This window comes from Marinobacter sp. (assembly GCF_033722195.1).
Lineage (GTDB): Bacteria > Pseudomonadota > Gammaproteobacteria > Pseudomonadales > Oleiphilaceae > Marinobacter.
Genome location: NZ_JAWVZL010000070.1, coordinates 1 through 16,454, shown reverse-complemented (window position 1 = coordinate 16,454; position 16,454 = coordinate 1). Strand labels below are relative to the sequence as shown.

At 65.0% G+C, this 16,454-nt stretch carries 17 protein-coding genes; 11 read left to right on the top strand and 6 right to left on the bottom strand.

Features of this window, described 5'->3' with window-relative positions; translation table 11 throughout:
• The 8 genes from mutL to R3280_RS12110 all read left to right on the top strand — a co-directional run.
• Nucleotides 1-1,059: DNA mismatch repair endonuclease MutL (gene mutL, locus R3280_RS12145; protein WP_318998873.1), on the top strand; the 1,059-nt coding region annotated here is incomplete at its 5' end.
• Nucleotides 1,059-2,063 carry a tRNA (adenosine(37)-N6)-dimethylallyltransferase MiaA gene (miaA, locus tag R3280_RS12140; protein ID WP_318998872.1) on the top strand — a complete coding sequence of 335 codons (1,005 nt, stop codon included), beginning with the start codon at nt 1,059-1,061 and terminating at the stop codon, nt 2,061-2,063. The genes mutL and miaA, both read left to right, overlap by 1 nt.
• 226 nt (nt 2,064-2,289) lie before the next feature.
• Nucleotides 2,290-2,538 carry an RNA chaperone Hfq gene (hfq, locus tag R3280_RS12135; protein ID WP_318998871.1) on the top strand — a complete coding sequence of 83 codons (249 nt, stop codon included), beginning with the start codon at nt 2,290-2,292 and terminating at the stop codon, nt 2,536-2,538.
• Between the two features lie 137 nt (nt 2,539-2,675).
• Nucleotides 2,676-3,971, top strand: coding sequence for a ribosome rescue GTPase HflX (gene hflX, locus R3280_RS12130; RefSeq protein WP_318998870.1), 1,296 nt, complete (start codon nt 2,676-2,678; stop codon nt 3,969-3,971).
• Between the two features lie 122 nt (nt 3,972-4,093).
• On the top strand, nt 4,094-5,299 hold the full coding sequence (gene hflK, locus R3280_RS12125) for an FtsH protease activity modulator HflK (RefSeq protein ID WP_318998869.1): 1,206 nt from the start codon (nt 4,094-4,096) through the stop codon (nt 5,297-5,299).
• Nucleotides 5,300-5,301: 2 nt separating this feature from the next.
• The gene (hflC, locus tag R3280_RS12120) at nt 5,302-6,186 is read left to right on the top strand and encodes a protease modulator HflC (RefSeq protein ID WP_318998868.1); all 885 of its coding nucleotides are present in this window, start codon (nt 5,302-5,304) and stop codon (nt 6,184-6,186) included.
• A 205-nt stretch (nt 6,187-6,391) separates the two neighbouring features.
• Nucleotides 6,392-7,573: an ATP phosphoribosyltransferase regulatory subunit gene (locus tag R3280_RS12115; RefSeq protein WP_318998867.1), complete on the top strand. Its 1,182-nt coding sequence runs from the start codon at nt 6,392-6,394 to the stop codon at nt 7,571-7,573.
• A 47-nt stretch (nt 7,574-7,620) separates the two neighbouring features.
• Nucleotides 7,621-8,916, top strand: a complete 1,296-nt coding sequence (locus tag R3280_RS12110) for an adenylosuccinate synthase (protein WP_318998866.1) — start codon at nt 7,621-7,623, stop codon at nt 8,914-8,916.
• A gap of 49 nt (nt 8,917-8,965) precedes the next feature.
• Here R3280_RS12110 and cmoB read toward each other — a convergent pair whose 3' ends face one another.
• From cmoB to R3280_RS12085, 5 genes are read right to left on the bottom strand one after another with little or no spacing between them, the layout of a single operon-like run.
• Nucleotides 8,966-9,958, bottom strand: coding sequence for a tRNA 5-methoxyuridine(34)/uridine 5-oxyacetic acid(34) synthase CmoB (gene cmoB, locus R3280_RS12105; RefSeq protein WP_318998865.1), 993 nt, complete (start codon nt 9,956-9,958; stop codon nt 8,966-8,968).
• A 26-nt stretch (nt 9,959-9,984) separates the two neighbouring features.
• Nucleotides 9,985-10,740 (bottom strand): carboxy-S-adenosyl-L-methionine synthase CmoA, encoded by a 756-nt coding sequence (gene cmoA, locus R3280_RS12100; RefSeq protein ID WP_318998864.1) that lies wholly within the window; start codon nt 10,738-10,740, stop codon nt 9,985-9,987.
• A 7-nt stretch (nt 10,741-10,747) separates the two neighbouring features.
• The gene (locus R3280_RS12095) at nt 10,748-11,125 is read right to left on the bottom strand and encodes a kinase (protein ID WP_318998863.1); all 378 of its coding nucleotides are present in this window, start codon (nt 11,123-11,125) and stop codon (nt 10,748-10,750) included.
• 41 nt (nt 11,126-11,166) lie between these two features.
• Complete coding sequence (locus R3280_RS12090; RefSeq protein ID WP_318998862.1) at nt 11,167-12,165, bottom strand: serine/threonine protein kinase; 999 nt, start codon at nt 12,163-12,165, stop codon at nt 11,167-11,169.
• Nucleotides 12,166-12,174: 9 nt separating this feature from the next.
• On the bottom strand, nt 12,175-12,597 hold the full coding sequence (locus R3280_RS12085) for a hypothetical protein (RefSeq protein WP_318998861.1): 423 nt from the start codon (nt 12,595-12,597) through the stop codon (nt 12,175-12,177).
• 145 nt (nt 12,598-12,742) lie between these two features.
• On the opposite strand from R3280_RS12085, the gene R3280_RS12080 reads away from it, so the two are divergent.
• On the top strand, nt 12,743-13,858 hold the full coding sequence (locus tag R3280_RS12080; RefSeq protein ID WP_318998860.1) for an NAD(P)/FAD-dependent oxidoreductase: 1,116 nt from the start codon (nt 12,743-12,745) through the stop codon (nt 13,856-13,858).
• 5 nt (nt 13,859-13,863) lie between these two features.
• Here R3280_RS12080 and R3280_RS12075 read toward each other — a convergent pair whose 3' ends face one another.
• A complete protein-coding gene (locus R3280_RS12075; protein WP_318998859.1) occupies nt 13,864-14,625 on the bottom strand; it encodes a ComF family protein in 762 nt (253 codons plus the stop codon).
• Between the two features lie 99 nt (nt 14,626-14,724).
• Here R3280_RS12075 and bioB point away from each other — a divergent pair, with 99 nt between their 5' ends.
• Both bioB and R3280_RS12065 read left to right on the top strand, forming a co-directional pair.
• The gene (gene bioB / locus R3280_RS12070; protein WP_318998858.1) at nt 14,725-15,783 is read left to right on the top strand and encodes a biotin synthase BioB; all 1,059 of its coding nucleotides are present in this window, start codon (nt 14,725-14,727) and stop codon (nt 15,781-15,783) included.
• A 5-nt stretch (nt 15,784-15,788) separates the two neighbouring features.
• A partial coding sequence (locus R3280_RS12065; protein WP_318998874.1) for an aminotransferase class I/II-fold pyridoxal phosphate-dependent enzyme occupies nt 15,789-16,454 on the top strand: 666 nt, incomplete at its 3' end.

Sequence of the window (16,454 nt, the reverse complement as noted above, 5' to 3'; positions counted from 1 at the left end):
CTCTACAACAACCGGCATCCGGCCTTTGTGCTCTACCTCGAGGTGGACCCGGCCACGGTGGACGTCAACGTGCACCCCACCAAGCACGAGGTGCGCTTCCGGGACGGTCGCCTGGTGCACGACTTCATCTTCCGTACCCTGCACCGGGCGCTGGCGGAGGTGAAGCCCGACGATCACCTGCGTGGCGCCGTGGCCCAGTCACTGGACCGGGAAGTGGCGGTGGCCGACGGTAACGGTGGTCCGCAAGCCTGGAGCCGACCGGGCATGCCCAGCCAGAGTCCCACCGCCGGCCTGTTTGGTCAGCCCGCCAACAGTGGCGCCTCGGGTTTCAGTGCCGCGCCGCCGCGGCATGACTGGCAGGCCCGCGACCAGGTGGCGCTGTACGACTCGCTGCGGGGCGAAAGCAGGCCTGACAGCGGAGTGGCAACGGAATATGCCACCACGGCGCCAACCCCACCACAATCGGAGGGGGGTGAACCTCCCCTTGGCTACGCCATCGCCCAGCTGCACGGCATCTACATCCTGTCCCAGACCCGCCAGGGCCTGATCGTGGTGGACATGCACGCCGCCCACGAGCGCATCACCTACGAGCGCATGAAGCGGGCCCTGGCGGCCCAGGACCTGAAAACCCAGCCGCTGCTGGTGCCGGTGTCGCTGGCGGTGAGCCAGAAGGAAGCCGGGCTGGCGGAAACCCACGCCGCGGACCTGCAGCGGGTGGGTCTGGGGGTGGAGCGCATAGGTCCGGAAACCCTGGCGGTGAGACAGGTGCCGGCCCTGCTGCGGGGAGCCAATACCGAGCAGCTGGTGCGGGACGTGCTGGCGGATCTCATCGAGCACGGCCAGAGCGACCGGGTGCAGGCGGTCACCGACGAACTGCTGGGCTCCATGGCCTGTCACGGCTCGGTGCGGGCCAACCGGCAGCTCACCATTCCCGAGATGAATGCCCTGCTGCGGGACATGGAGGCCACCGAGCGCAGCGGCCAGTGCAATCACGGCCGTCCCACCTGGACCCTGGTGACCCTGGCGGAACTGGACAAGCTGTTCCTGCGGGGGCGGTGATGGCTGCGTCCCGGCCTCCCGCCATTTTCCTGATGGGCCCGACCGCTTCCGGCAAGACCGATCTGGCCATGGCTCTGCGAGACCAGCTGCCCTGCGACATCGTCAGCGTCGATTCGGCGATGATCTACCGGGGCATGGACATCGGCACCGCGAAACCCACGGCCGCGGAGCTGGCCCGCCATCCCCATCGCCTGATCGACATCTGCGATCCGGCCGACACCTACTCGGCGGCGGACTTCCGCCGGGACGCCCTGGCGGAGATGGCCGCCATCAGCGCCGCCGGGCGCATACCGCTGCTGGTGGGCGGGACCATGATGTACTTCAAGGCCCTGTTCAGCGGACTGTCGGATCTGCCGGCGGCGGACGCCGGGATCAGGGCCGAGATCGAGCGCCAGGCTGAAGCCGAGGGCTGGCCGGCGCTGCACCGTGAATTGGCAGTGAAGGACCCGGAGGCGGCCCGGGCGATCCATCCCAATAACCGGCAGCGCCTGACCCGGGCGCTGGAGGTTGTCCGCCTCACCGGCAGGCCCATATCCGAGCTTTGGCAGGCCGGGGCCGGCGCTAATACCAAAGTTATTGAGGATTACCCGTATTTCACCCACTGGCAGGCAGACGAACTCGGCGACCTTCCGTATACTGTCTGTCAAATCGCAATAGCGCCAGGGGACCGTCGCTGGTTGCATGAGCGGATTCAGCGGCGCTTCCTGCAGATGCTCGATCAGGGCTTTCTCGACGAAGTGCGTGCGCTTCGGGCGCGCCCGGACCTGACGCCGGACCTGCCTTCCATGCGCTGCGTGGGTTATCGCCAGGCCTGGCAGTATCTGGCCGGCGAATACGACTACCCGACCCTGGTGGAAAAAGGCATCGCTGCCACCCGGCAACTGGCCAAGCGCCAGCTCACCTGGCTCCGTAAATGGCCCGGCGTGGACTGGCTCGAGGCGGAATCCGCCGAAAACGCGGCGATTGCCTTGAAAATTATTCAGCTTCGCACCACATTGAATTGACGGAATTTCCATCGGAAGCTCCGCAATACGGAATGATCGACGAATCGCTGACGGTGTGGCAGGGCATGGCGTGCGGCCGGCTCCTGTCACTACAGCGGTCTGGCGGTGGTTCCGCAGCTTGGTTGCAGGCTTTGCGAGGACGCAATGGGCCGTTGTGTCGATTGATGCCGGCTGCCCCTCAACCGTTACCATGACGATCTGCACTTAAAAAAACAGGAGAACACACATGTCAAAAGGGCACTCTCTACAAGACCCTTACCTCAATGCACTGCGCAAGGAGCGTATTCCGGTTTCCATCTTTCTCGTGAACGGCATCAAGCTGCAGGGCCAGGTCGAATCCTTCGACCAGTTCGTCATCCTGCTGAAGAACACGGTCAGCCAGATGGTCTACAAGCACGCCATCTCAACGGTTGTGCCGGCGCGCAACGTTCGTATCCCCCAGCAGAACCCGGCTGAGGGTGAGGCGGAAGACTGATCTACCAAGGTCGTCGGCGGTACCGAAGCAAGGTTTTACAGGCACCCGTGAATTCTGGACCGGCGTTTTCCGGTAGCAGGGTTCACGGGTATTTGCGTTTTAAAGCATCACCTTGATTGGATTGGAGTGATACAAGATTGTTCGAGCGTCCGGATGTAGGTGAGCGAGCGGTGCTCGTTCACATCGAGTTTTCCAGCCATGGCGAGTCCGAGGATCTGGGAGAATTCCGGGAGCTGGTGGCTTCCGCCGGCGTGGAACCGGCCGGAACCGTGACCGGCAGCCGCAAGCAGCCCAGTCCCCGCTATTTCGTCGGCGAGGGCAAGCTGGAAGAAGTGCGGGATGCGGTGGCCGCTCATAATGCCGATGTGGTGCTGTTTAACCACGCCCTGAGTCCGAGCCAGGAGCGTAACGTGGAGCGCGAGCTCAAGTGCCGGGTGCTGGATCGCACCGGCGTGATCCTGGATATCTTTGCCCAGCGCGCCCGCACCCACGAGGGCAAGCTGCAGGTTGAATTGGCCCAGCTCGAGCACATGTCCACCCGGCTGATCCGGGGCTGGACCCACCTGGAGCGTCAGAAGGGCGGTATCGGCCTGCGGGGCCCGGGTGAGACCCAGCTGGAGACCGACCGGCGGCTGCTCAGGGCCCGCATCAAGAACATCCACCGGCGTCTGGAGAAGGTCCGGCGCCAGCGTAACCAGGGTCGGCGCGCCCGTCAGCGGGCAGACATTCCCACGGTGTCGCTGGTGGGCTACACCAACGCCGGCAAGTCGACGCTGTTCAATCACATCACCACCGCCTCGGTGTACGCCGCCGACCAGCTGTTCGCCACTCTGGATCCGACCCTGCGACGGCTGGAACTTCCTGACCTGGGGCCGGTCGTAGTGGCGGATACGGTGGGCTTCATCCGCCATCTGCCCCACAAACTGGTGGAGGCCTTCCGGGCCACCCTCGAGGAAACCGTCGAAGCGGCTCTGCTGCTCCATGTGGTGGACTGTGCCGATGATCGCCGCGACGAAAACATGGAGCAGGTGGAAGACGTACTGCTGGAGATCGGGGCCGACGAGGTTCCCGTACTTGAGGTGTTCAACAAGATCGACCTGCTGGACAACTTCACCCCGCGGGTGGAGCGCAACGAAGACGGCGTGCCGGTCCGGGTCTGGGTATCGGCGGTGACCGGCGCCGGCATTCCCGAGTTGTTCGATGCCGTAGTGGAGCGGCTGGCGGAGGACGTGGTCCACCAGTTCGTGCTGCTGGGGCCCAAAGACGGCAAGATCCGGGCGCTGCTGCATCAGTCCGGCTCGGTGCTGAGCGAAGAGCATCGGGACAATGGCGATTCGGTCATGGAAGTGCGCCTGCAGAGCCGGGACTGGTTCCAGCTCCTCAGCCGTGCCGGCGTGCGGGCCGACGAGATCCGCTACGACCATCGCGCCTGAAAACGCCCCACCGGCAGTATCCGGATTGAACGAGCAGGCGTCAGGCCGGCTTCACTATTGCCGGGGCCGGTATAAATCCCTAGTATTTGCAGCCATTCGATTGGTTAAGAACGGAGAGCATTATGGCCTGGAACGAACCGGGTGGTAACCGCAACGACAACGACCCCTGGGGAACAGGTGGTGGTCGCGGCGGCAAGGATCAGGGTCCGCCAGATCTTGATGAGGCGCTTAAGAAAGGCCTCGACAAGCTCAACCAGCTGTTGGGCGGCAAAGGTCGCAAGGGTGGCTCAGGTGGCTCTTCCGGTGGCGGCGGCAGCAGTGCCGGCGGCTTTGGAGCCATTCTGGCGGTCGCGGCCATCCTGTTTGTCGGTTACGTGATTTTCCAGTCCTTCTACACCGTGGACGAGCAGGAGCGCGCCGTGGTGCTGCGCTTCGGTGAGTACCACACCACCGAGGACCCGGGTCTGAGGTTCAAGGTGCCGCTGATCGACAGTGTTACCAAGGTGCGGGTCACCAACGTGCGGACCGCCGAGTCCCGGGGTCAGATGCTGACCGAGGACGAGAACCTGGTGTCGGTGGAGCTGCAGGTCCAGTACCGGGTCGACAGTGCCCGTGACTATGTCCTCAACGTTCGCAACTCCAATGAAGCCCTGGCCTACGCGACCGACAGCGCCCTGCGTCACGAGGTGGGCAGCTCCAGTCTCGATCAGGTACTGACCGAGGGTCGTGCCGAGCTGGCCGTCCGTGTGGAGCAGCGGCTGCAGCGCTTCCTTGAGGATTACGGCACCGGTCTGCGGATCGTTCGGGTCAACGTGGAGAGCACCCAGCCACCTGAGCCGGTGCAGGACGCCTTCCGCGAGGTCCAGCGCGCCCGTGAAGACGAGCAGCGCCTGAAAGAGGAAGCCGAGACCTACCGCAACAAGGTGGTACCGGAAGCCCGTGGCCGGGCCCAGCGCCTGATCGAGGAAGCCCTGGCCTACAAGCAGCAGGTTGTCGAGCGCGCCCGCGGTGAAACCGCCCGCTTCAACGAGCTGCTGGCGGTCTATGAGAACGCACCTGAGGTCACCCGTGATCGCATGTACATCCAGGCCCTGGAAACCGTGCTGTCCCAGAGCACCAAGGTGCTTGTGGACACCGAGAGCAGCGACAACATGATGTTCCTGCCGCTGGATCGTCTGGTTAACCGCCAGGGCGCAGCCGCCACCGGCGACACTGACGGCGGTGGTTCAGGCAACACCAGCGGCGGCTCCGATATCCAGTCGCTCACCGACCAGGTGATCCAGGAAATTCGCAGTCGTCAGAACACCAGTACCAGGACGGGGAGATAATCATGGGACCTAAAAGCATACTGGGTCTTGCAGGCGCCCTTATCGTTGTCCTGCTGGTTTTGTCGAGTGTCTTCATCATTCCCGAAACCCATCGCGGCGTGCTGCTGCGGTTCGGTGAACTGATCGAGACCGATATCGAGGCGGGCATCCACTTCAAGGTGCCGGTGGTGGACCAGGTACGCCGCTTCGACGTACGGGTGCTGACCACGGATCTTCCGTCCCGCCAGTACCTGACGGTTGAGAAGAAGCCGCTGGACGTGGATTCCTACGTGGCCTGGCAGATCAGTGATGTCGACCAGTACTACCGCGCCACCGGCGGCGACGAGCTGCGTGCCCAGTCCCTGCTGTCGTCGCGGGTGGATAACGGCCTGCGTGACGAGTTCGGTGTCCGGACCATGCACGAGGTGGTCTCCGGCCAGCGGGACGAACTGATGAACACCCTGACCACCCGTGTCAACGAAGCCGCCAAGGAAGAGTTTGGTGTGCGGGTACTGGACATCCGGGTCAAGGGCATCGAACTGCCCGGCCAGGTCAGTGAGAACGTTTACCGCCGCATGGCGACCGAGCGTGAGAAGCTGGCCCAGGAGTTCCGCTCCCGCGGTCGCGAGCTGGCCGAGGGTATCCGGGCCGACGCCGATCGTCAGCGCACCGTGGTGCTGGCGGAAGCTTTCGCCCGGGCCGAAGAGACCCGCGGTGAGGGTGATGGTCAGGCGGCGCGTATCTACGCTGACGCCTACACCCAGGATGCGGAGTTCTACCAGTTCTACCGCAGCCTGGAGGCCTATCAGAACACCTTCACCAGCAAGGACGACATCATGGTGATCGACGCGGACAACAGTTTCCTGCGTTATCTGAAGGATCCCAAGGGTGCCAGTCCGGCCCAGTAACAGCCTGTAGGCCCGGCCATGCCGGGCCCCGAAACCGGAATGCCTTGGGTGTTCCGGTTTTTTTATGCCTGTCGAACGTGTAGAATTCCGCCGGTTTTGGTTCGGATTTTCATCCTGTCCCGAACCCGGTCCCTGACCTGATTGATCGTCGCGCCGGCCCATCGGCCTGGCGTTGATGCCGCCCCACAACGGACGCTGGAGACACATGACAGACTCTGATCGCTGGTTACTGCCCGATGGCGTGGAGGATATCCTGCCACCGCTGGCCGGACAGATCGAAACCCTGCGCCGCAGCGTGATGGATACCTGCCAGCGCTGGGGCTACCAGCTGGTGATCCCGCCGCTGATCGAGTATCTGGAATCGCTGTTCACCGGTACCGGCCATGACCTGGCCCTGCAGACCTTCAAGCTCACCGACCAGCTCACCGGCCGGATGATGGGCGTGCGGGCGGACATGACCCCCCAGGCCGCCCGAATCGATGCCCATACCCTGCGCCAGGAAGGCGTGACCCGGTTGTGCTACGCCGGCCACGTGCTCAACACCCGGCCCCAGCACATGCTCGCCGGGCGGACCCCGATCCAGGCCGGCTGCGAGCTGTTCGGCAGCGCCTCCGAGGCTGCCGACCGGGAAATCATCAGTCTGATGCTGGAGGTACTGCGGGTTGCCGGCCTGCCCCGTGTCCACCTGGATATGGCCCACGTGGGCATCTACCAGGCGCTGATTCGCGAGGCCAAGTTCGACAGGGCCACCGAATCCGAGATTTTCGACGCCATGCGCCGCAAGTCCATTCCCGAACTGGACATTCTGTTCAACGGCTGCGAGGAGGGCACCCCAAAGGCGCGTCTGAAGGCGCTGGCCCGCATCAGCGGTGGCCGGGATGCCCTGGCCCAGGCCAGGGAGGCTCTCAGTGGCGCCTCCGGCGAAGTCACCGAGGCCCTGGATCAGCTGGAGCGGATGGCGGACATGCTGGCAGCGCACTACCCGGAGGTCACCACCGGCTTCGACTTCTGTGAGCTGCGGGGCTACAACTACCACACCGGCCTGGTGTTCTCGGCCTATTCCCGCGGTCATGGGGAGTCCGTGGCCAAGGGCGGCCGCTACGATGCCATTGGCCAGGATTTTGGCCGGGCCCGACCGGCGACCGGCTTCAGTATCGATATCCGCGCCCTGGTGGCACTGGCGGAAGCCAGGGGCCAGCGCAACGGCGCCATCTGGGCACCGGCCGAGGCAGATCCGGCCCTCGCCGGCGTGGTCAGCGAGCTGCGGCTGACCGAGACCGTAATCCAGGCGCTGCCTGACGATACCGTCACCGATCCCCGTCAACGTGGCTGTGACCGGCAACTGGTCCGGCAAAACGGACAGTGGGTCGTGCAACCACTCAATTAACTGTGTCGCTGCCGGCTCCCTGGGCGCGGCAGCCTTGAGAGAGAGTCATGGGTAAAAACGTCGTAGTGCTGGGCACCCAATGGGGTGACGAAGGAAAGGGTAAGATCGTCGACCTGCTGACCGAACAGGTGGCAGCCGTGGTGCGTTTCCAGGGTGGTCACAACGCCGGCCATACCCTGGTGATCGAGGGCAAGAAAACCGCTCTGCACCTGATTCCCTCGGGCATCCTCCGTCAGAACGTGGCCTGCCTGATCGGCAACGGCGTGGTGCTGTCGCCGGAGGCCCTGCTCAAGGAAGTGCGCGAGCTGGAGGCCCGCGGCGTGGCGGTCCGTGACCGGCTCCGCATCAGCCTGGCCTGTCCGCTGATCCTGGCCACCCACGTGCGCATCGACCAGGCCCGTGAGCGAGCCCGCGGCAACGACAAGATCGGCACCACCGGCCGTGGTATCGGTCCGGCCTACGAAGACAAGGTGTCCCGCCGGGGCCTGCGTCTGGGTGACCTGCTGCGGCCGGATTCGTTCGAGCTCAAGCTGCGGGAAATCATGAGCTATCACAATTTCGTGCTGACCCAGTACTTCCAGGAAGAGCCGGTGGATATCGACCAGGCGCTGGCAGACCTGAAGGCCATGGGGGAGGAAATCCTGCCGATGGCGGCCGATGTCACCGACATCCTGCACGATTACCGCAAGCGCGGTGAGCACATCCTGTTCGAGGGCGCCCAGGGCTCCCTGCTGGACATCGACCTGGGCACCTATCCCTTCGTGACCTCGTCCAACACCACCGCCGGCGGCACCGCCACCGGCACCGGTTTTGGCCCGCTGTTCCTGGATTACGTGCTGGGCATCACCAAGGCCTACACCACCCGGGTCGGCTCCGGCCCCTTCCCGACCGAGCTGTTCGACGACTTCGGCCGGCACCTGGCCGTCAAAGGTAACGAGGTGGGGACCACCACCGGTCGCGCCCGCCGCTGTGGCTGGTTCGATGCCGTGGCCCTGCGCCACGCCATCCAGATCAACAGTGTGTCCGGCATCTGCCTGACCAAGCTCGACGTGCTGGACGGCATGGATACCGTCAAGGTGTGCGTGGGCTACAAGACCGATCGTGGCGAGTTCCAGCGCCCGCCCATCAGCGTTGACGATTACCAGTACATCGAGCCGGTTTACAAGGAACTGCCGGGCTGGCAGGAAAGCACGGTGGGTCTGACCTCACTGGATCAGCTGCCGGAAAACGCCAAGGCCTACATCGCTTTCCTGGAAGAGCAGATCGAGGCACCCATCGACATTATTTCCACCGGCCCGGACCGGGTGGAAACCATCGTCATGCGGCATCCCTTCGGCGGTTAACAGGCCGCCGCTTCTGCGCCTCGTCCAGGAGGCGCAGATTTCCCTTTCGTCAGCCCCGATTGGCAATCAGCGTCGCCCGCTTCGGGCCGGGGTAACCCTCGACGGTTCGTGTCGGATCATCCGGATCCAGGAAGTCTTCGAGGGACTGGAACCGCATCCAGTCGGTGGCCCGCTGCTCCTCGGTGGTGGTGTCGGTCACGTCCACCACCCGGGCGTTGGTGAAACCGGTGCGGGCGAGCCAGCGCAGCAGTGTCTGGCAGCTGGGCAGGAACCAGACGTTGCGCATGCGGCCATAGCGGTCCTCCGGCATCAGGGTCATACCCTCCGGCCCGTCCACCACCAGGGTTTCAAGCACCAGCTCGCCCCCGGGCCTCAGGGTGTCGCGCAACTCCAGCAGGTGATCCAGCGGTGAGCGGCGGTGGTAGAGCACACCCATGGAAAAGGTGGTATCGAAGGCCTCCAGGCCGGCAGGCAGGTCCTCCATCCTGACCGGCAACAGATCTACCGGCACCTCCCCCAGGTAACCCTTGACGCTCAGGAACTGGCACAGGAACAGCAGGCCGGGGTCGATGCCGATCACCCGCCGGGCGCCGGCGCCGTACATCCGCCAGCAGTGGTAGCCGCTGCCGCAGCCCACATCCAGCACCTGCCGCCCCGACAGGTCCGCCAGCCAGGGCGCCACCCGTTCCCATTTCCAGTCCGAGCGCCATTCGGTGTCCACGTACACGCCGAAGAAGTCGAAGGGGCCCTTGCGCCAGGGCATCAGACCCCGCAGTGCCTGCTCCACCTGCGCCAGGGTGGCGGCATCCGGTGCCGGCTGGGAGCGCAGGGTGATGGCGCAGGCCTCCAGGTCGGCGCTGACCTGGCCCATCGGGGGCAGCTGGGCGAGGGCGGCCAGCCACCGGTCCATGTCGCCGTGGGGCTGTTCATCGAAGCGTTGGGTCAGTTGCCGTTTCAGGGCCGTCAGCCAGCCGTCCAGGCCCTGTCCGGCCAGGTGCTGGAACAGGTTTTGGTAGGTGGCTTGCCAGTCAAAGTGGGTCATGGATCGCAGTCGGTTTGAGAGTGGGCTCAAGCGCTCTTGATGGCCAGCATGGAGACAAAATTGAAGCACTGGTACCAGAGCATGACCTGATCGAAACCGGCATCATGGAGCCGCCTGCGGTGGGCGGCCAGGGTTTCGGGAATCAGCACCTGTTCCAGGGCCGAGCGCTTCTGGCTGATCTCCAGGTCGGAGTAGCCGTTGGCACGCTTGAATTCATGGTGCAGCAGGGTCTGGGCGGCCTGCTCCCGTTCATCCTCGCAGCGGATCTTCTCCGACAGGATCAGCGCCCCACCGGGCCGGGTGGCCCGGGCGATGCGCTGCAGCAGGCGGTCGCGCTCCCCCGGCGGCACGAACTGCAGGGTGAAGTTCAGGGTGGTGATCGAGGCGTCCCGCAGGTCGGTGTGCAGAATATCCTCGCACCGCAGCTGCACCGGCAGGGGGTGGTCGTCCAGGGCGATGTAGTGCTGGCAGCGCTCGATCATGTCCCGGGAATTGTCCACTCCCACCAGGGTGCAGTCGGGGTGGGGGATGCCGTGCCGCATGGCGAGGGTGGCGGCCCCCAGGGAGCAGCCCAGGTCGTAGCAATGGCTGCCGGGCTGGGCGTAGCGCTCGCTGATCACCTCGATCATTGGAATGATGGTGGTATAGCCCGGCACCGAGCGACGGATCATGTCCGGGAACACCCGGGCGACGGCGGCATCGAAGCGGAAGTCCTCCGGCGTCCGGGTCTCCGCGAACAGGCGATCGGCTTCGGTGGGGCTCGGGGGCTTGGGTCGGCTCATGGCGGTGTCACTGTGACGGGGCATCGTCAGCCGGAGCCGTGGGCGCCGGCGACCGGCGTTCGGTGGCGTTGATTGCGGGACCGCAGCGCACGCCGCGGTTCCTGTAGTCCACCAGCACGCCGAAGAAATCCGGATCCACATTGGAGGCGACGCCCAGGTAGCCGTTGCGGCAGACCGCATGCAGCTCCGAGTTCTTGGCGGACATGCGGAACTCCTCGTTGGGCGTCAGGTGCACCGCGGTGAATTCCCCCACCGGTTCACCCAGCTGGCCGCCACTGTGATCAATGCGGCCAGACAGCTGAAGAGCCACAACCGTGACAATGATGGTAAGGACAGCGGTCAGCAGCAGGGCTCGAACGGTGTAACGGGCTTCGGGTTGGCTCATGGCTGGAGTCTCTCCGGAATCGGGTCGCAAAAAGGAGGTGGTCAGAACTGGCCGGGTATGGACAGCGCCGGCGCCTGCAGGGCTGCCAGTTGCTCCCGCAACGACAGGATCTGGTCGGACCAGAACCGGGGCTGGCCGAACCAGGGGAAGAATCGCGGGAAAGCCGGATCATCCCAGCGCCTGGCCAGCCAGGTGCAGTGGCTGATCTGGCGGTAGCAGCGCAGGGGTTCGATCAGGTGGCGCTCGCGGCGGTCGAATTCCCGAAACATCTCATAGCCTTCCAGCAGCTCGGCGAACTGGGCGCCGCGGCTGTGGTCATCGCCGTTCAGCAGCAGCCAGAGATCCTGGATCGCCGGCCCGCTGCGGCAGTCGTCCAGATCCACGAACAGCATCTGTTCGTCCCGCACCAGGATGTTACCGGCATGGCAGTCGCCGTGCAGGCGGATCTGGTTGATGGCGTCGCCGGCGTCCCGCAGCCGCGCCTCACAGTGGTTGATCAGGTCCGGGATCAGGGTGTCCCAGGCCGGCCTCAGGTCGGCCGGGATCCAGCCGTTGTCGGTCAGAAAGCGGCTGTTGTCGGTCAGGCCGGGCAGTATATCCAGGGCCGGGCGATGCCGGAACGGCTGCCGGGCGCCGATGTTATGCATCTGGCCCAGCCAGCTGCCGAGCCGGTACAGGGTATCCTCGACACTGGTGTCCGGGGCCTGGCCACCGCGCTGGTTGAAAAGCGCGAACAGAAAACCCCGGTGCTCCCCCAGGGTGTCGCCCGAGGGCATCTTCAGGGGCGCCACTACGGGGATGCCGGCGGCTTCCAGCTCCTTTGAGAAACTGTGTTCCTCGCGGATCTGGGCTTCCTGCCAGCGGCCGGGTCGGTAGAATTTGGCGATCAACGGCGGTTTGCCTTCCAGTCCCACCTGGTAGACCCGGTTCTCGTAGCTGTTGAGGGCAAACAGCCGGCCGCTGATCTCGAAGCCGGCCGCCTCTATGGCATCCAGCAGAACATCAGGGGTGAGATCGTCGTAGGGATGGGGGTTTGTCATGGCGGCCTGTCAGCGTTGCACCCCGGTCTGTGACCGCATGGCGCTCAAATGGTACCAGTTCTCGTCGAGCTCCCAGCGTACGCGGGCAACACCGGGGCTGGCCAGCACGATGTCGCCGGCCCGGGCCTGGATATGGGCAAACTCCCGCTCCGCCCGCTGCCATTCGCGATGGTTCTCGTTGAGGGCGCTGAGGCTGGGAAAGATGTTGATCAGGGCCTCCCGGGTGGATACGTCGTGGGAACGCAGCGAGCTCATCACCGCGGTATCGCCGTCCACCCGCAGCACCCGGTGCTGGTAGGGGTAATCCGCCACCAGCTCGTCCGCCTGCAGGCGCTGGTTGAGCGAAATCACCTCAAAACCCCGCCAGCCCAGCCAGCCCACAAAGACTGCTGCCACCAGCATGACGATCAGAAACTGCTTCCGGTCCGACATGGATACGCCCTGTGCTTCCTGCTCTTAGGATCTCAAGGCCCAGAGTATACCGGTTTTCACCGGCATTTCGGAGTCAGCCGGTCAGCTAATCCACCGGTAGCGCAGCTGCTAGAATGACAGCCACTATCCACGGGTGGGAGCTGTCATGACCGAGCAGGACTTGCTGAGTACCGACACCGTCGTTATCGGCGCCGGTGTGGTGGGCCTGGCAGTGGCGCGGCGGCTGGCGTTGCGGGGTCAGGACGTGATCCTGCTGGAGGCGGGAGACCGCTTCGGGGAGGGGCTTTCCTCCCGCAACAGCGAGGTGATTCACGCCGGCCTCTACTACCCCGAGGACTCCCTCAAGGCCCGCCTCTGCGTCCAGGGCCGCCAGGCCCTCTACGACTACTGCCAACGGCGCGGGGTGGCGCACCGCAAAACCGGCAAGTGGATCATTGCCACCAGTGAGAGTCAGCGTGCCAGCCTGGAGGCGTTGCAGGCGCAGGCGGCCCGCAACGGAGTGTCGTTGGCAGCGGCGGAGGGCGGCGAGCTGCAGGCGGCCTTGCCGGAAGTAAGGGCTGTCTATGGCCTGCACTCACCGGAAACCGGCATCATCGACAGCCACGGCCTGATGCTCTCCCTGTTGGCGGAGCTGGAGGAGAACGGCGGCCAGCTGGTATGCCGCGCGCCGGTGACGGCCGTTCATAGCGAACCGGGCCGTCACCGCGTCAGCGTCGGTGGCGAGGCGCCCTGCATCCTGGCGGCCACGCGGGTGGTCAATGCCGCGGGCCTGGCCGCGGTACCACTGGCCCGCCACTGGACCGGCTACGACCCCCGCCACTGCCCGCCCCTGTATTACGCCCGGGGCTGCTACTTCAGTTACAGCGGCCGCCACCCGTTCGATACCCTGATCTATCCGGTGCCCGAGCCCGGCGGCCTGGGCGTTCATCTCACCCTGGATCTGGCCGGCCAGGCCCGGTTCGGCCCGGATGTGGAGTGGATTGGTCAGCCTGATTTCAGCGTCGACCCGGCCCGCCGGGAAGTGTTCGCCGATGCCATACGGATCTGGTGGCCGGGGCTGGACCCGCAACGATTGCAGCCCGCCTACGCCGGCGTGCGGCCAAAGCTCAAAGGTCCGGATGGCGGCTTTTTCGACTTCCAGGTCCAGGACCCGGGCCAGCACGGCATTGCCGGCCTGGTGCATCTGTTCGGCATCGAGTCCCCGGGCCTGACGGCGAGTCTGGCGCTCGCCGAGCGGGTCGCCGAGATACTGGCGGACTGAACCGGTCAGGACGGTGTTCGGGCCAGAGCCCAGACTTCCACCTCCCGCGCGCCGGCCCCGATCAGCTGCGCCGCCAGGGTACGGGCGGTGGCGCCGGTGGTGATGACGTCGTCCACCAGCGCTATTTTTTCCGGTGGCGTACCGCAGACCCTGAAGCAGCCCCGTAGATTGGCCAGGCGCTCCCTGCGGTTGAGGCCGGACTGGGGCGCGCTGGTCGTCACCCGGCGCAGCAGGGTCACCGACCAGGGTATCGCCAGTGTCCTGCTCAGATGTTCGGCAATGTCCTCGGCCTGGTTGAACCCCCGGCGGCGCTGGCGGGCCGGGTGCATGGGGCTGGGTACCAGCAGGTCGGGGCGGCGTTCGGGCTCCCGTGCGAGCGTGCCAAGGACTTCAGCGGTGAGGCCCTGAATGAGGGGCTGACCGAGGGCGCGCTGACCCTGATACTTGTAGCGGCTGATCAGCTGGTTGACCGGAAACTGGTAGCGCCAGGGCGCGATCACCCGGTGGAACGGAGGCGGTGCCCGCAAGCATTCGCCGCAGGTCATCATCGAAGCTGCTACGGCCAGGGGCAGGGCGCAGCGGTGGCAATGGCTGTGGTTCACCGGCAGATCCGCCCGGCAATCCGGACACAGCCCATGGTTATCCACCGGCGCCAGACAGGCCACACACTGGCCCGGCCACCGGGGCAGGCGGCTGGTCAACGGCGTACAGGCGCTGTTAACCTTTCGTTTGATATGGGTTGACAGCCACTCCAGGCTCTCTATCATTTGTTCATTCCCTGAACGGAGCCGGTTCGGCTCATGACATCCCAGAATCCCCGGTATCGGGACTCCCTTGATCAGGATTCTTTCTAACAGGACTTTTCCATGACCGCCACCGCCCTTCGCCACGACTGGACCATTGAGGAAGCCCGCGCACTCTTCGCCCTGCCATTCAATGACCTGATTTTCCGCGCCCAGGCAGTGCACCGGGAGCATTTCGATCCCAACGAGGTCCAGGTGAGCACCCTGCTGTCCATCAAGACCGGCGCCTGCCCTGAGGACTGCAAGTACTGCCCCCAGAGTGGCCACTACAACACCGGCCTCGAGAAGGAAAAGCTGCTCGAAATCGAGAAGGTCCTGGCCGAAGCCAAGGCCGCCAAGGCCAAGGGCGCCTCCCGCTTCTGCATGGGTGCCGCCTGGCGCAGCCCGTCCAAGAAGGACATGCCCTACGTGGTGGATATGGTCAAACAGGTCAAATCCATGGGGCTGGAAACCTGCATGACCCTGGGCATGCTGAAGGAAGACCAGGCCCAGGAGCTGGCGGACGCCGGCCTGGACTATTACAACCACAACCTGGACACCTCCGAAAAGTACTACAACCACATCATTACCACCCGCACCTACCAGGACCGCCTGGACACCCTGGCCAATGTGCGCAAGGCCGGCATGAAGGTATGCTGCGGCGGCATCATGGGAATGGGTGAGGACCTTGACGACCGCGCCGGATTGCTGGTGCAGCTGGCCAACCTGCCACACCATCCGGAAAGTGTGCCGGTCAACATGCTGGTGAAGGTGCCCGGCACCCCGATGGAAAACGTGGAAGATCTGGACCCGTTCGACTTCATCCGCACCCTGGCGGTGGCCCGCATCATGATGCCGGCGTCCCATGTACGCCTGTCCGCCGGCCGGGAGGAGATGAACGACCAGATGCAGGCGCTGTGCTTCCTGGCCGGCGCCAACTCCATCTTCTACGGTGAGAAGCTGCTGACCACGGCCAACCCGGAAGCGGACAAGGATCGCCAGCTGTTCCAGCGCCTTGGCATCCGCCCGGAGGAACGCCACACCGAGCATACCGAGGAGGAGCGTGCCGGCGCGCTGGCCCAGGCGGTTGAAGACGAAGCCAACCGCCACCTGTTCTATGACGCCGCGCGCCAGTCGGCCTGATGACCATGCGTGATTTCGCCGGTGAGATCGAGGCCCGCAAGGCCGCCGGCCTGTATCGGGTCCGGCGCCTGGTAAGTGGCCCCCAGCAGCCCCAGCTGAGCGCCGACGGTGAAGCGGTGCTGGCGTTCTGCAGCAACGATTACCTGGGCCTGGCCAATCACCCGGAGTTGCGGGCGGCAGTGGCCAAGGGGCTTGACCAGGTGGGTCTGGGGGGGGCAGCGTCCCACCTGATCTGCGGCCATCACCATGCCCACCATCAGCTGGAGCTGGATCTTGCCCGATTCACCGGCCGCTCCGCGGCACTGTTCTTCTCCACCGGCTACATGGCCAACATGGGGGTGATCTCGGCGGTGGCCGGCAAGGGCGACACCATCTTCTCCGATGCCCTCAATCATGCCTCCATCATCGATGGCTGCAAACTCAGCCGCGCCACCATACGGACCTATCCCCACGCCGATACCGACACCCTGGCCCGCCAGCTGGCGGAAACCGAAGGCCATAAGGTGGTGGTTACCGACGGTGTGTTCAGCATGGACGGCGATATCGCGCCCCTGCGGGAGCTGGCGGCCCTGTGCCGTCAGCACGATGCCCTGCTGGTGGTGGACGATGCCCACGGCTTTGGTTGTGTCGGGCCGCAAGGCCGCGGTTCGCTGGCGGAATCCGGCCTTACT

Coding starts and splice junctions, on each gene's coding strand:
- hflC (WP_318998868.1), top strand. CDS start 5,302: ATGGGACCTAAAAGCATACTGGGTCTTGCAGGCGCCCTTATCGTTGTC.
- R3280_RS12090 (WP_318998862.1), bottom strand. CDS start 12,165: ATGACAAACCCCCATCCCTACGACGATCTCACCCCTGATGTTCTGCTG.
- hflK (WP_318998869.1), top strand. CDS start 4,094: ATGGCCTGGAACGAACCGGGTGGTAACCGCAACGACAACGACCCCTGG.
- bioB (WP_318998858.1), top strand. CDS start 14,725: ATGACCGCCACCGCCCTTCGCCACGACTGGACCATTGAGGAAGCCCGC.
- R3280_RS12110 (WP_318998866.1), top strand. CDS start 7,621: ATGGGTAAAAACGTCGTAGTGCTGGGCACCCAATGGGGTGACGAAGGA.
- hfq (WP_318998871.1), top strand. CDS start 2,290: ATGTCAAAAGGGCACTCTCTACAAGACCCTTACCTCAATGCACTGCGC.
- cmoA (WP_318998864.1), bottom strand. CDS start 10,740: ATGAGCCGACCCAAGCCCCCGAGCCCCACCGAAGCCGATCGCCTGTTC.
- cmoB (WP_318998865.1), bottom strand. CDS start 9,958: ATGACCCACTTTGACTGGCAAGCCACCTACCAAAACCTGTTCCAGCAC.
- R3280_RS12115 (WP_318998867.1), top strand. CDS start 6,392: ATGACAGACTCTGATCGCTGGTTACTGCCCGATGGCGTGGAGGATATC.
- R3280_RS12085 (WP_318998861.1), bottom strand. CDS start 12,597: ATGTCGGACCGGAAGCAGTTTCTGATCGTCATGCTGGTGGCAGCAGTC.
- R3280_RS12080 (WP_318998860.1), top strand. CDS start 12,743: ATGACCGAGCAGGACTTGCTGAGTACCGACACCGTCGTTATCGGCGCC.
- R3280_RS12095 (WP_318998863.1), bottom strand. CDS start 11,125: ATGAGCCAACCCGAAGCCCGTTACACCGTTCGAGCCCTGCTGCTGACC.
- R3280_RS12075 (WP_318998859.1), bottom strand. CDS start 14,625: ATGATAGAGAGCCTGGAGTGGCTGTCAACCCATATCAAACGAAAGGTT.
- miaA (WP_318998872.1), top strand. CDS start 1,059: ATGGCTGCGTCCCGGCCTCCCGCCATTTTCCTGATGGGCCCGACCGCT.